Below are 14,169 nucleotides of genomic sequence, written 5' to 3'. Positions count from 1 at the left end.
TAAACGTTAGATCAAAGTTCAGTTTTTCGCATATTCACTATACCTCGTTTTCCCCCTATACACAACACTTTTCTGTGTATTTCGACAGGGGAAGGGCCGGATATGGCACCGGATAATGGTATTTCATTTTTTAACAGACATGCGAAAAAACCGTTCGCCCGATAAAGACCGGAATGAACGGTTTTTTCGCATGCTGCGTCGATTAAAGCGACTACTTCAACTGGTATTGCACGTACAGCTGTGTCGTGATTTTGATCTCGCCCGGCTTCACGGATGTGTTTGCTCCAGCGTCCGCTGCCGTGGACTGAGCCTCCATCGCCATTTTTTCGAGGCCATAGATGGTATCTACGCCAACGGAACCTTCCACAATGTTCAGTACGATACCGAGTTGACGCTTGGACGCCTTCGCCATCGCTTGTGCCTTCAGGTCCGCGTTCGCCATCGCCTTATCAATCACTTGCGCTTCGAATGCATCGCGGTTCTCAACCGAGAAACGGGCGTTGCCGATGGAATTGGCGCCGGCATCGGATGCTGCATCGAGCAGGTCCCCGACTTTGCTCAGATCGCGAAGCGTAACTTCCAGGGAATGATAGGCGGTGTAATTTTTCACTTTACGTCCATTCTCATCGGAGTACGTATAGTTCGGTTGTACATAGAACTGCTCGGTTTTGATATCCTTGTCGTCGATCTTCCAGGTTTCTTTCAACAGCTTCGTAATCTTATCCATTTTCAGCGCATTGCTCTTCTGTGCGGATTTTGCGGTTTCCGCATATGATTCTGCCCCGATGGAAAGATAAACGATATCTGGCTTCACCGAGATCTCGCCTTTACCAAGTACGGTAAGAAGGTTTTGCTGTGCTGCCTCCGCCGCGTGCACCTCGGTTGCTCCGCTCAACCCGACCCAAGCCGTGCTGCCAGTCAGCAGTGCGCCTGCAATCATGATAGAACCTACTTGTTTGACCCATCTTTTCATCTTTGTCAGCCTCCTTCGATATTGGCATCGCTGCCATGCTTGCCTTACCCTTCTAACGTGAGGGCATTGGTAAATGTTGCATCCGAATCGGAGCGTTTTGATATTTTTCTTGTAATAAATTTTTTACGCCCAATTCATTGGTATTTCTAGGCATGATTGGCTATTTAGCCAAATAAGATACCGAATGAAGCCGGAAGCTGCTGTTTAACATGGAAGCCTTAATGGGTAACTAACTTACACGGTGTTAAGAACAGGAGGTCATTATGAAATCATTGCGTGTATTCTACGTGTTCATGTCACTGCTGCTCCTCACGGCCGTTGGCGTTCCCTATGGATCGGTAAGCGCGGCGGGAGAGCCAGCCTCCGGCAAAACCTATCAGATCGGAACGGACGTTACGTTCGCCCCGTTTGAATTCCAGGATGCGAGCGGCAAATTTGTCGGCATCGATATGGATCTGCTGGATGCGATCGCGAAAGACCAGAACTTCAAATACGAGATCAAGCCGCTCGGCTTCAATGCGGCGGTTCAGGCGCTGGAAGCCAATCAGGTGGACGGCGTCATCGCGGGCATGAGTATCACGGATGAACGGAAGCAGAAATTCGATTTTTCCGATCCCTATTTTGATTCGGGCGTTGTCATGGCCATCCGCCAGGACCAGGAATCCATCAAATCCTATGAGGATTTAAGGGGGAAAAAGGTTGCTGTCAAAACCGGTACGGAGGGTTACAGCTTCGCGGAATCCATATCCTCCAAGTACGGCTTCACCATCGTGCCTTTTGACGATTCGGCCCAAATGTATGACGATGTCAAAACCGGCAATTCCGTTGCCTGCTTTGACGATTTTCCCGTACTCGCTTATGGAGTGGAACAGAACAACGGTCTGAAGATCGTTACGGAGATGGAGCCCGGCGCCTCCTACGGATTCGCCGTCAGCAAGGGACGGAACCAGGAGCTTCTGCAGAAGTTCAACGCTGGTTTGGTGAATCTGAAAGCAAGTGGAGAGTACGATCGCATTAAGGAAAAATATATCGGGGAGAATGCCGTAAGCGCACCGAGTCAAAGCCGCTGGGGACTAATCGTGGAGTCGCTGCCTTCCCTGCTGAAGGGCCTTGGCAATACGCTGCTGCTGACCATCGTGTCGCTGTTTTTTGCGTTTTTCCTAGGGCTGATCTTCGGTTTCATGAAGGTCGGTCGCAATCGATGGCTCCGGGGCATCGCCACCGTATTCGTGGACATCTTCCGCGGCATTCCGCTGCTGGTGCTTGCCTTCTTCATCTACTTCGGCATTCCGCAGGCGTTCGGCTTCACGATGTCGCCGATCGTCGCAGCGGTCCTGACGCTGAGCTTGAATGCCGGCGCTTATGTCACGGAGATTATTCGCGGCGGCATTCAATCCATTGACCCCGGACAGCTGGAGGCGGCCCGCTCGCTCGGACTGCCATACCGCAAAGCCATGATGAAAATCATCATTCCGCAGGCGATCAAAGTCATGATTCCGACCTTTATTAACCAGCTGGTGATCACGCTGAAGGATACGTCCATCCTGTCGGTGATCGGTCTGGTCGAGCTGACCCAATCCGGGAAGATCATCATTGCGAGAACGTTCGCCTCGTTTGATATCTGGCTCGTGGTGGCCATCATGTATCTGGTCGTGATCACGATTCTGACGAAAATTTCGGACCGTCTGGAAAGGAAGGTGCGTCATGGATAAAATCCGCATAGAAGGACTGAAGAAGAGCTTTGGCACGAACGAGGTGCTGAAGGGAATCGATATGCAAGTCCAGGAAGGCGAGGTTGTCTGCGTGATCGGGCCATCGGGCTCGGGCAAAAGCACCTTTCTGCGCTGCATCAACCGGCTGGAGGAAATTTCGGCTGGCAGGGTCTTTGTCCATGATCAGGATATCAATGACCCTAAAACGAACATCAATAAGGCGCGCGAGAACATCGGCATGGTGTTCCAGCATTTTAATCTCTTTCCGCACTTCAACGTGCTGAAGAACATTACCTTCGCCCCGGTCGAGCTGGGCAAGCAAAACGCCGCCGAGGCACGTGCCACGGCGCTGAAGCTGCTGGACCGAGTAGGCCTCTCCGATAAGGCGGAGGCTTTCCCGAGCCAGCTGTCCGGCGGCCAGAAGCAGCGCGTGGCGATTGCCCGGGCTTTGGCGATGAATCCCGACATCATGCTGTTCGACGAGCCGACCTCGGCGCTGGACCCGGAGATGGTCGGCGAGGTGCTCGGCGTCATGAAGGACCTGGCGCGCGAGGGCATGACGATGATGATCGTTACGCATGAGATGGGGTTTGCCCGCGAGGTTGCGGACCGGGTCATCTTCATGGACGGCGGGTATATCGTAGAGGAAGGTCCGCCGGAAGAGGTGTTCGGCAGCCCGAAGCATGAGCGGACCATCAGCTTTCTGGAGAAGGTGCTGTAACGGTGCTGCTGAACCAGCTTCACCGATCTGTTACCGTGCGGCTGCATACACCGTGCCTACTACACCTGTGCGCACGGTGAGTGGCCTCGGGGTGTGCTTGGATGGTTGTCGACAGTTCAAAGCTGCAACCTATGGTCCGGCTGGCCCGTTAGAGTGAACCAACCGGTTATTGTACGGCTATGGAATGACATCAGCCTATAATCGTACGGTTATGGAATGGCATCTGCATATTATCGTACGGCTATGAGGCATCTGCATGATATCGTACGGCTATGGAATGACATCTGCCTATAATCGTACGGTTATGGTATGGCATCTGCATGATATCTCGTACGACTATGGTTGGCATCTGCTTGTTATCGTACGGCTATGGAATGATATCTGTATGTTATCGTGTGGCTATGGCATCTGCATCTTATCATTTAGAGCCCACTTCGATAGTTATACGATGGCTGCATGCTGCTTTAGAGCAGCTAACGGACCGAGAGGACCTTATTCGAGGGAAAATAGGGACTTTTCGAAAATTACCGGACCGAGGATCCGTTATTCCTTCAAAAAAGCGGCATTTGCCGATACAAATTCTTGAATAACGGATCTAGTGTCCGCTATTTCCAAATATGGCCATGATTTTGGCAAATAAGGTCTATGGTGTCCGATAAATCCCCAAGATTGCCAGGAAAAGCTTATATTGCTCTCGTATCATCCCTGTAATGCCTTGAATCACTTGTTGCTGGAGTTGCTGGGTTTCTTGAGTTGGTTGACTTACTTGTAATGTCTAAACTACTTGTATTACTGGTTTGGCTTATATCGCTTGTTTCTTATATTGCGTATAATGCTTGTATTGCTTGTACTGCTTGTACTGCTTGTATTGCTTGTACTGCTTGTATTGCGTGTACTCCTATGCTTGAATCACTTGCATTGCTTGGATCATTTGCATACTTACCTTTTTTTTGTATTGCTTGCATTGATTGCTTTTGGTAATGCTTGACTTCCTGTATTCCTATTAATGTTTGAATTGCTCATATGCTCATATGACTTGTATTGCTACTGCTTGTACGAACGTGCTGCTATCTGCTCGGTTTTAGCTAATCACATACTCTCCCCGTCAACGGAAAGCTTGTACATATCGCATCGCGTATAACTCCATAAGGAGTAAGGACGACAAGTCCTTACTCCTTATTTATGGCTATGACCCGCCCCCTACTAAAAGTGCCTGGAAGCCAGCCATGTTCCCACGCAGTGACCACCTTTGCTCAGAAAAGACAAAACACTCCGCCCCATGTGCCCTCCCCAGTTCCTGAAGGAGAGCCCGCAACCATCACCGATTTCTTGGGTGGTTATCCAGCTCCGGCTGCCTCAAACTTTATAACTCCAAACACCAAGCCGCACACGATCACTGCTTTGTATCGCCGGAACTCTTGTATGGCACCACCACGGTAAATGCCGATCCCTTCCCCGGCTCCGATTGGACCGTTATTCTCCCTTGGTGGATATCCACGATCCGCTTCACGATCGACAACCCAAGCCCGCTGCCGCCAGCCGCGCGATTACGCGATTTGTCCGCTTTGTAGAAGCGCTCGAAGATATGCAGCTGATCCGAGTCCGACATCCCGACCCCCGTATCGGTCATGGTAACCTCGGCTCCGTCTTCCCCTGCTTTCAGCACAATGGTGATCATGCCGTCCTCGGGCGTGAACTTGATGCTGTTGTGCAGCAAGTTGGTCCACACTTGACTCAGCAGATCCTCCGTCGCCTCAATCTCGACCTCGGCGAGATCCAGATCCACCTGAATCCGTTTCGCCAGCCACTGCGGCTCATGCGCCAACACGACGGCGCGCAGCTGCCCGTCGAGCCGGTAACGGGCCCTTTCGAAGGCAGGCTGATCGCCTTCCAGAGATGATAGCTTCAACAGATTGTCACTCAGCTGCGACAAACGGCGGCCCTCTCCCTCGATGATCTCCAGGTAACGGGCTCTCTTCTCCTCGGTGAGACGCGGATTTCGGAGCGCCCTTGCAAAACCCCGAATCGAAGTGAGCGGGGATTGGATTTCATGGGACACGTTGGAGATGAAATCCTGCCGCATCGTCTCCATGCGCCCCAGCTCGCCGGCCATGTCGTTAATGCCGGAAGCAATCATCCTGAACTCCCCGCGCCATTGGTGTTCATCCATCTTCACACTGAAATCCCCCTGGGAGATCCGGCGCATAGCATCCGTAATGGAATTCAGCATGGCCATTTGCCGGTGCTTGAAGAACATCCCCACGACCAGCATGCACAGGAAGAAAATGATGACGCCGACAAACAAGTCGATCAGCTGGACGGCATAATCCCATGGCGGCGTTCCCGTCCAGTTGTAAAGAAACCGCGTCACGTAGGTCGCCGCCGTCCATGACGCTCCCAAGACCGCGAAGATTAGGATGGTCTGAATCGTCTCCCGAACGATTTTCCACAAGATTTTGAGCGGTCTCCTCATCAGCTCTCACCTGCCTCCAGGCGATACCCCAGGCCGCGAACCGTTCGAATCCTGAACCGGTACTTCTCCTCCGGGAACCGTTCCCGCAAGCGATTCACGTGAACGTCCAGCGTGCGTTCGTTCCCTTCAAAGTCATACCCCCATATATCCTCGATCAGCCGGTCGCGCGTCAACGTGCTCCCCGGATAACTGGCCAGTTTGAAGAGCAGCTCAAACTCCTTTAACGGCAAGGTAAAAACCGCATCGCCGGCTTTGGCCTCATAAGTTTTACGGTTCATCTGCAGGTTACCGATCGTGACCGTCTGCGATGCGGCTACCTGATATCGCTTCAGCAGCGCTTTGACGCGTACGACAAGCTCCGCGGGCTCAAAAGGCTTCACGAGATAATCGTCCGTGCCCAGCTCAAAACCCTTCACGATCTGTCTCGTCTCCCCTTTTGCCGTCAGCATCAACACCGGAATGCCGGTATTCCTCCGAATCTCCCGACAGAGCTCCCATCCGTCCATATTGGGCATCATGATATCCATCACGACCAGATCGACCGAAACTTGCTCCATCACGGACAGGGCCTCGACGCCATCCGAGGCCTCCATCACCTCTTCCAGCCCCGCCTCCTCCAGGAACACCTTGATAAGTTCGCGGATGTTCGGATCGTCGTCCACAACCAATATTTTTGCCATGATGGCCCCCCTTCCTTCTATGGCTCTACAAGCTGCTTTTAAGCCTCGATTGCCTCATTCATCTGCAGCTGCTGAACGGCAAACTCCCTGTACATATCATGCTGCCCGATCAATTCATCATGCGTTCCCCGGCCGGTCACCGTTCCTTTTTCTATAAATATGATCTGATCGGCCCCCACCACCGTGGATAACCGGTGCGCGATAATGATCGTCGTCCGTCCAGCCATGAGGTTCTTGAGCGCCTTCTGCACCTCGATCTCGGAACGGCTGTCCAGACTGGAGGTGGCTTCGTCCAGCATCAGGATCTTGGGATCCCGCAGCAGAGCCCTGGCGATGGCAATCCGCTGCCGCTGTCCGCCCGAGAGCTTCACGCCCCGTTCGCCCACATCCGTATCAAAGCCGCTTGGCAGTTCATCAATAAATCCATCAGCATACGCCATTTCTGCCGCTCTTCGAAGCTCAGCGTCACTCACTTCGCGGTCCATTCCGTAACATAAGTTGTCGCGTATGGTTCCGGCAATCATCGGACTTTCCTGCGATACATAGCCGATCAATCCGCGCCAGGAGCGTAAGGAGAAGGTATCTATGGGCGTCTTGCCCAAGCGGATCTGTCCCTTCTGCGGCAGGTAGAAGCGCTCCAGCATGGAGAACAGCGTCGTTTTCCCTCCGCCGCTCGGCCCGACCACGGCCGTGACCGTCCCCGGCTCCATCTGAAAGCTGATATCATGCAGCACAAGCTCATCGGGCTTATACCCGAACGAAAGGTTCTCGATCGACACCCGCTGGTTGGCATCCGCCACCTCGTCACCGGCCGTAATGGATTCTTCGTCTGCATCCAGGGTTTCCAATATTCGCTCCGTCGCTCCCTTCGCCTTCTGCAGCTGGGTAAAAAACGTCGTTAACTGCGTCATCGGCATGACGATCTGAATCAGGTACAGGATGAACGCAACCAGCTCTCCCGCGGTCAGCGCTCCGGTGGATACCTGCAATCCGCCATACCCGATCACCACCACCAGCAGCATCATCAGCACAAAAGACATCAGCGGTGCGATCCAGGCAGAGACTACGCCTTCCTTGATACCGAAATTCAGCAGGTTGGTGATGCCTTTGTTCCCGTTCTCATACTCTCTATTCTCCGCATTAGAGGCTTTAACCAGCCGAATCTCCGACAGCACCTGGCTGATATTCGCCGTAAACGACGCCGTCTCGTCCTGCATGCCCAGCGATATTTTGTACATCTTCCTGCCGAGCGGGACAAGGATCAGCGCCGCTATCGGAATGACGATAAACATCGTCAGCGTCATTTTCCAGTTTAGATAAAGGAGCACCCCAATGGAACCCACAATGGAGATGATCCCGCTGAAGAATCCGGCCACATGGTCTGATATGAGGCTTTTGATCACTCCTGTATCATTCGTCATCCGGCTGACCGATTCCCCCGAACGGTTATGATCGAAATAGCGGATCGGCAGCACAAGCAGCTTTTTCCACAGCCGCTCCCTCAGGGCAGCCACCATCTTTTGTCCCGTATAGCTTAACAGAAAAATCGAGACCCCGGCAGCAATCGTCTGCACCACAAACGCGATGCCGAGCCCAATGATATGGGACCGATTCATATCCGTCAGCGAGAAGCCATCCACCAGGCTCTTCGTAAACATCGGTATGACAAGCCCGACCAAGGTTGAGATCACATTCAGCAGGATCGCCCCGATCAGCAGCAGCATCGGCGGTTTCGTTTCCTTCAATAACCGGAAGAACGCCTGAGAACCTGCCTTCTTGCTCCCGGCCTGTTCTTCGCGCTTGATTTCCTGTATAGCAGTACCCGTTGGACTCATTGTACTCCCTTCCCTTCCCATCCCTTTATATTGTCTGTAAGAAGAGAATATATCAGCAAGTTAAACTGAAGTTAAACGATGGCTTACGATTCGGAAAACAACGCAAAATAACCCCACCAAGTGGAGCTTATGCTTCGATGCTTATTCCCAATGCTTTGCGGCGACTCCAAAAACGGATTTAAAAAAGGACGGATGTCTCCGCCCCTTCTCTTCAATCATGTTCTTATGTACGCGACAAGCGAGCGAGAACCCCAAGGCAGCGCCTGATAGCAAAAAAAGCCTTGCTGTAACAAGACTTTTCTTAAACTTGAATCACGGTTACCCTATTGGTTCTCGAGTTCCTCTTTGCTCACCAAGTTCACGAGTGAAGTAACCGCTTGCTCAGCGTCAGCTCCCTCAGCACTAATGTAAACTTCCGTTCCTGAGCTGATCGCAAGGCTCATAATTCCCATGATACTTTTGGCATTTACTTTTTTATCATCTTTTTCAACAAAAATTTCAGATGAGTATTTATTCGCTTCCTGAACGAACAGCGCGGCCGGTCTAGCGTGAAGACCCGTCTTTAACCGAACGACTACCGGGTGCTTTGTCATGAAAATTACCCCCTATCTAATAAATCTGCTGCATTGAAAGCGCGATTGACATTTTATAATATTATACCATTTTACCATACAGGACACTAGAAGAAAAAATCTTAAGCATTCCGAATCTTTTCGGCCAATTCATCGATTTTGCGCAGACGGTGATTGACGCCTGATTTACTGACGGTTCCTTTGAGCAATTCGCCGACTTCCTTCAGGTTCATATCCGGATGAGCCAGCCGAATCTCTGCCACTTCCCGCAGTTTATCGGGCAAATTCTCAAGACCCACTTCCTTTTGGAGCAGCTTGATGTTCTCAATCTGACGGACGGCCGCGCCGATCGTTTTGTTCAGGTTGGCGGTCTCGCAGTTTACGATCCGGTTCACCGAATTGCGCATGTCCCGCATAATCCGGACATCCTCAAACTTGAACAAGGCCTGATGGGCACCGATCAAATTGAGGAATTCGATGATTTTTTCGCCTTCCTTGATGTAGAAGATGAAGCCCTTCTTCCGCTCGATGCAGCGTGCGTTCAGATGAAATTCATTCGCCAGGTCCACCAGGGACTGGCAATGCTCCTCATACATCGAGGCAATTTCCAGATGGTACGAAGACCCCTCCGGGTTGTTCACGGATCCGCCTGCCATGAAGGCACCTCGCAGATAAGCCCGCTTACAGCAATTTTTGCGAACGATCTGCTCGTCGATGCGCGATTGAAACAGAAAGCCTTCGGAGACGATGCGAAGCTCTTTCAGGATCTCCTGAACTTGGGCGGGAATACGAACGATATATACGTTATTCTTCTTCAAACGCATTTTTTTACGCACCAAAAGTTCGGTATGCGCCTGGAAATGCTTCTTAATTAAGGAATAAATACGTCTTGCAATCGCGGCATTTTCCGTCGAAATATCCAGGATTACCTTTTTGTTCGAAAGCTGAACAGAGCCGTTCATCCGAATGAGCGCGGACAGTTCGGCTTTTTCACAGCAGCTCTGGCTTTCGATCATCGTCAGTTCTTTCTTCGTCTGTGCCGCAAAGGACAAGGTACTCACCCCTTTCGTGTAATCCAATCCTGTACCAGCTGAAAAATATGATTGCTCAGCTTGTCAGCATCATGCCTTAAGTATGTTCTAAATAGCACAAGCTTATCGGCAATAAGTTTATATCCTCGGCTGGTCACCTCATCGCGGTCCAGCAGCACGGGCTTCGCGCCCTTCTGTGCATACTTGTCCTGAACCTGAGGCGGAATCTCACCATCATTAACAATAACATAATCGAACAGATGAAGACCAATATGGTCGTAAACGGCCTGCAAATGATCGCTCACCGTATAATTATCGGTTTCTCCCGGCTGCGTCATCACGTTGCACACAAACATTTTGATCGCTTCGGACGAGACAATGGCTTCGGCAAGCTTGGGAACCAGCAAATTGGGCAAAATACTGGTGTACAGGCTGCCCGGACCGATCAGAATCGCATCGGCCTGTTGAATCGCTTCCAGCGCTTCCGGCAGCGGTTCCACATGTTCCGGCTCCAGGAAGATCCGCTTGATGCGGCGCCCGGCCTCCGGGATTTTGGATTCGCCGGTCACAATCGTGCCGTCCTCCATCTCCGCATGCAGAATGACAGCTTCGCCCGCTGCGGGCAGCACCTGTCCGCGAACAACAAAAACCCGGCTCATCTCCTTGACTGCCGTGACAAAATCACCGTGCAAATCCGTCATGGCAGCCAGGATCAAATTGCCGAGGCTGTGCCCGGCCAGTCCCGAGCCATTCTTGAAACGGTATTTCAATATATCGGATAACAGCGGCTCCACATCCGCGAGTGCTGTCAGTACATTACGAATATCTCCCGGAGGCGGCATCTGCAACTCGCTACGCAGTATGCCGGAGCTACCCCCGTCATCCGCAACGGTGACGATGGCCGTAATATCGAGAGGCTTTTCTTTGAGTCCCCGCAGCATGACGGACAGCCCGGTTCCTCCACCCATCACGACGATGCGGGGGCGCTTTCTAGCTTGCACAGCCACATTTATCACTTCCCTTAATTAATGCCGATCCCGCTCAGAGTCGCGGTGGCTCACCGATACCGTCTCCGTTTCGCTGACGCCCAGCATTTTGCCGAGATACTCGGCAATCGCTACGGAACGATGCTTCCCGCCGGTACAGCCAATGCCGATGATCACCTGACTCTTGCCTTCCTTGCGGTACTGCGGGATCAAGAAATGCAGCATATCGAGCAGTTTGGTCAGAAAAGCTTGCGTCTCCGGCCATTTCATGACGTACTCGTAAACATCGCTGTTTTGGCCGGTATTGGGCCGCAGATGCTCCACATAATGCGGATTGGGCAGAAAACGCACATCAAACACCAGATCGGCGTCAATCGGAATGCCGTACTTGAATCCAAAAGACGTAATGTTGACCGATAACGTGCTGCTCTCCAAATGCGTGAAGCGTGAGATGATCTTCTCCTTCAACCGCACAGGCTTCATGTTGCTGGTATCTATGACCTGGGTGGCCGAATTTTTCAGTTCATCCAGCATTTTGCGCTCCAATCGGATACCGTCGAGCGGCATGCCTTCCGGAGCGAGCGGATGGCGGCGACGGCTTTCCTTGTAACGCTGAACAAGCACGGAGTCCGTGGCATCCAGGAACAGAATCTCGCAGTGGATGGTGAAGTGGTCCTTGATGTAATTCAGCGACTCCGATAAAGCGGTGAAGAATTCGCGGCCACGCAGGTCGATGACCAATGCAACCTTGCCGATCTTACCTTTCGATTGATCGATCAGCTCCGCGAATTTCGGAATGAGCACCGGGGGCAGGTTATCGACGCAAAAGAATCCAAGATCCTCCAGACTTTGTACGGCCAAGGTCTTACCTGCTCCCGACATCCCGGTGATGATGATCAGGGTGGCCATGGATGATGTGTTGCTGCCGCGGTCGGCTGCTTCCAGCATCAGCTTTCCCTCCCTTATAAGTTTAGATCAGACGATGTATGGTGAATAATACTACGAACGCAAGTGCAAACCGGCTGCGCCAACAACGCCGGCGTCGTTGCCAAGCTCAGCTGGAACGATCCGTACGCCGCGCTGAAGCGGTTCCGGCGTCAGTTTAGCAAATACGGCACGAACTTCATTAAACAGAATGTCCCCGGCTTTGGAAACGCCGCCGCCGATGATAAACGCTTCGGGATTTAACACGGCAGCTACGGCTGCCATGGATTTGCCGAGGTAATAGGCTGCGCGATTCACGATGCGAATAGCGACTTCATCGCCCGCTTTCGCAGCATCAAACACTTCCTTCGCCGCAATGCTCTCCACATGCGCAAGGGAAGTCCGGTCGCCGCGCTCAACGGCATCCTTCGCCATGCGGATAATGCCGGTTGCCGATGAAACCGTCTCCAGACAGCCCATTTCGCCGCATCCGCATTGAATGGCTTCCAGATCAGGCACGACCGAGATGTGCCCAAGCTCGCCGGCCATGCCGCCAAAGCCTTGATAAATTTTGCCGTTTACGATAATGCCGCCGCCCACGCCGGTTCCGAGCGTGTAGCATACGCAGTTCTCAACGCCGCGTCCTGCGCCGCTCCAAGCCTCACCCAGGGCAGCCACATTGGCGTCGTTGTCTATTTTGACGGGCTTGCCGAGACGCTCTTCAAGCAGTGCGCGAATCGGTACATCTTTAAATCCTACATTCGGTGCCAGAATGATGATGCCTTCACGTATATTCGTAAACCCGGCGAAACCAGCTCCCACACCAGCAAGTTGATCCCAGCTGTATGGCGATTCTTCCACAATGTGACGCACATATTTCTCAATGTTGTCGATAACCGTGTCAACGCCTTTGGCTGTTTCCGTCGGCCCTTCGTACTTCTGCAGAAGATGCCCTTCTTCGTTACATATTCCAACTTTAATAGCTGTTCCGCCAAGATCGACACCGACGTAGATGTTCTCAGACATGTTTCAAGCCACCTTTTTCCTTCTATATTATAGATTGCTCCTACTGTACCCACTATAATTGAAGGCACTCCTGCGGTCAAGAGAAGACAACCGGACGTGAAACTCGAACCAGCCCTTTAAATTCGCATGTGTAAACGCATACACACACATTCGAAATCGCCCCTGTTTGTTCATAATCTTGCTTCCCCAACTCCCCCCGATAAATCCAACATGACAAAAGTCACTCCGAAGTGATGACATCCTTTACTAACGGCAACTCCTTCGCTTTCGTATGATGAGAACAGATCATTTCGATTACGGAGGAGCGATTCCATGACAAACCCAATCCATGAACCTATTGCAGAGCTGCGGCAGGTAACCAAGATGTTCGGGAGCAAAAAAGCCGTCAACCAAGTGTCGTTTACGATAGAAAAAGGATCCATCACAGCCATTCTCGGTCCTAACGGGGCCGGCAAATCAACAGCCATCTCCATGATGCTGGGCCTTAAAGACGCCAGCGAAGGCAAGGTTCTCCTGTTCGGCCAAAGCCCGAAGGACTTGAAGGTCAGAGAGAAGATCGGCGCCATGCTTCAAGAAGTCAGCGTCATGGACGGGCTTCGCACACGCGAGATCATCAACCTCATTCGCGGCTATTATCCGAATCCGCTGTCGCTTGACGACATCGCCCTGCTAAGCGGGCTCACACCCGAAGAGCTTAACAAATGGGCCGTTAAAATGTCCGGCGGCCAGAAACGCAAACTCAGCTTTGCGCTGGCGATTGCAGGCAACCCCGAGCTGTTATTCTTCGACGAGCCGACGGTCGGCCTGGATACCTCGGCACGCCGGTTATTCTGGCAGACGGTGCGCAAGCTGGCCGATCAGGGAAAAACCATCCTGTTCACCACGCACTACCTGCAAGAGGCGGACGATATGGCAGACCGCATACTGCTGTTCCATCAGGGTCAGGTGGCTGCAGACGGCACGCCGGAAGCGATCAAAGCCAAGCTGACCCGAAGGTCGGTCTCCTTTATCGTGGATGCAGACCACCGGCAGGTCAAGGAGCTGCTGCGTGAAGTACCCGGCGTCACCGATGTGTTTGAGAACAATGGCCGTTTGAACGCCGTCACGGATGATACGGACACGGCGCTGGCTGCCTTGTTCCGGGCCGGGCTCGCCGTACGCGACGTTCGCATCGATCAAGGAAGTCTGGATGAAGCATTTGACCTATTAACGATGGATCAAGGGGAGGCCGTATAA

At 52.3% G+C, this 14,169-nt stretch carries 12 protein-coding genes; 3 read left to right on the top strand and 9 right to left on the bottom strand.

Annotation, left to right across the window (positions count from 1 at the left end; genetic code table 11):
- Positions 1–211: 211 nt before the first annotated feature.
- Positions 212–973, bottom strand: a complete 762-nt coding sequence (locus tag P0X86_RS00655) for an SIMPL domain-containing protein (RefSeq protein ID WP_096777142.1) — start codon at positions 971–973, stop codon at positions 212–214.
- Between the two features lie 272 nt (positions 974–1,245).
- On the opposite strand from P0X86_RS00655, the gene P0X86_RS00650 reads away from it, so the two are divergent.
- Both P0X86_RS00650 and P0X86_RS00645 read left to right on the top strand, forming a co-directional pair.
- Positions 1,246–2,685 carry an amino acid ABC transporter substrate-binding protein/permease gene (locus P0X86_RS00650; RefSeq protein WP_481858288.1) on the top strand — a complete coding sequence of 480 codons (1,440 nt, stop codon included), beginning with the start codon at positions 1,246–1,248 and terminating at the stop codon, positions 2,683–2,685.
- Entirely contained in the window at positions 2,678–3,406 is a 729-nt protein-coding gene (locus P0X86_RS00645; RefSeq protein WP_012818432.1) for an amino acid ABC transporter ATP-binding protein, read from the top strand. Before P0X86_RS00650 ends, P0X86_RS00645 begins: the two co-directional genes overlap by 8 nt.
- A 1,393-nt stretch (positions 3,407–4,799) precedes the next feature.
- Here the strand turns inward: P0X86_RS00645 and P0X86_RS00640 are convergent.
- From P0X86_RS00640 to P0X86_RS00605, 8 genes are all read right to left on the bottom strand, one after another.
- Positions 4,800–5,879 carry a sensor histidine kinase gene (locus P0X86_RS00640; protein ID WP_192570097.1) on the bottom strand — a complete coding sequence of 360 codons (1,080 nt, stop codon included), beginning with the start codon at positions 5,877–5,879 and terminating at the stop codon, positions 4,800–4,802.
- Complete coding sequence (locus tag P0X86_RS00635) at positions 5,879–6,559, bottom strand: response regulator transcription factor (protein ID WP_277747491.1); 681 nt, start codon at positions 6,557–6,559, stop codon at positions 5,879–5,881. The genes P0X86_RS00640 and P0X86_RS00635 overlap by 1 nt, the downstream gene beginning before the upstream one ends.
- A gap of 38 nt (positions 6,560–6,597) precedes the next feature.
- Positions 6,598–8,394: an ABC transporter ATP-binding protein gene (locus tag P0X86_RS00630; RefSeq protein WP_277747490.1), complete on the bottom strand. Its 1,797-nt coding sequence runs from the start codon at positions 8,392–8,394 to the stop codon at positions 6,598–6,600.
- A gap of 323 nt (positions 8,395–8,717) precedes the next feature.
- Positions 8,718–8,987 (bottom strand): HPr family phosphocarrier protein, encoded by a 270-nt coding sequence (locus P0X86_RS00625; protein ID WP_006207570.1) that lies wholly within the window; start codon positions 8,985–8,987, stop codon positions 8,718–8,720.
- Positions 8,988–9,088: 101 nt separating this feature from the next.
- Positions 9,089–10,018 carry a DNA-binding protein WhiA gene (gene whiA / locus P0X86_RS00620; RefSeq protein WP_009593666.1) on the bottom strand — a complete coding sequence of 310 codons (930 nt, stop codon included), beginning with the start codon at positions 10,016–10,018 and terminating at the stop codon, positions 9,089–9,091.
- Between the two features lie 5 nt (positions 10,019–10,023).
- Positions 10,024–10,965 carry a gluconeogenesis factor YvcK family protein gene (locus P0X86_RS00615; protein WP_175320789.1) on the bottom strand — a complete coding sequence of 314 codons (942 nt, stop codon included), beginning with the start codon at positions 10,963–10,965 and terminating at the stop codon, positions 10,024–10,026.
- A 57-nt stretch (positions 10,966–11,022) separates the two neighbouring features.
- Positions 11,023–11,931 (bottom strand): RNase adapter RapZ, encoded by a 909-nt coding sequence (gene rapZ / locus P0X86_RS00610; RefSeq protein ID WP_009593644.1) that lies wholly within the window; start codon positions 11,929–11,931, stop codon positions 11,023–11,025.
- Positions 11,932–11,982: 51 nt separating this feature from the next.
- Positions 11,983–12,933 (bottom strand): ROK family glucokinase, encoded by a 951-nt coding sequence (locus P0X86_RS00605; protein ID WP_009593637.1) that lies wholly within the window; start codon positions 12,931–12,933, stop codon positions 11,983–11,985.
- Positions 12,934–13,245: 312 nt separating this feature from the next.
- Here P0X86_RS00605 and P0X86_RS00600 point away from each other — a divergent pair, with 312 nt between their 5' ends.
- Positions 13,246–14,169: an ABC transporter ATP-binding protein gene (locus P0X86_RS00600; RefSeq protein ID WP_192570100.1), complete on the top strand. Its 924-nt coding sequence runs from the start codon at positions 13,246–13,248 to the stop codon at positions 14,167–14,169.

The sequence above is a fragment of the Paenibacillus sp. BR1-192 genome (assembly GCF_029542445.1).
GTDB classification, from domain to species: domain Bacteria; phylum Bacillota; class Bacilli; order Paenibacillales; family Paenibacillaceae; genus Paenibacillus_AQ; species Paenibacillus_AQ lautus_A.
This window is presented reverse-complemented; position numbering and strand designations above follow the sequence as displayed.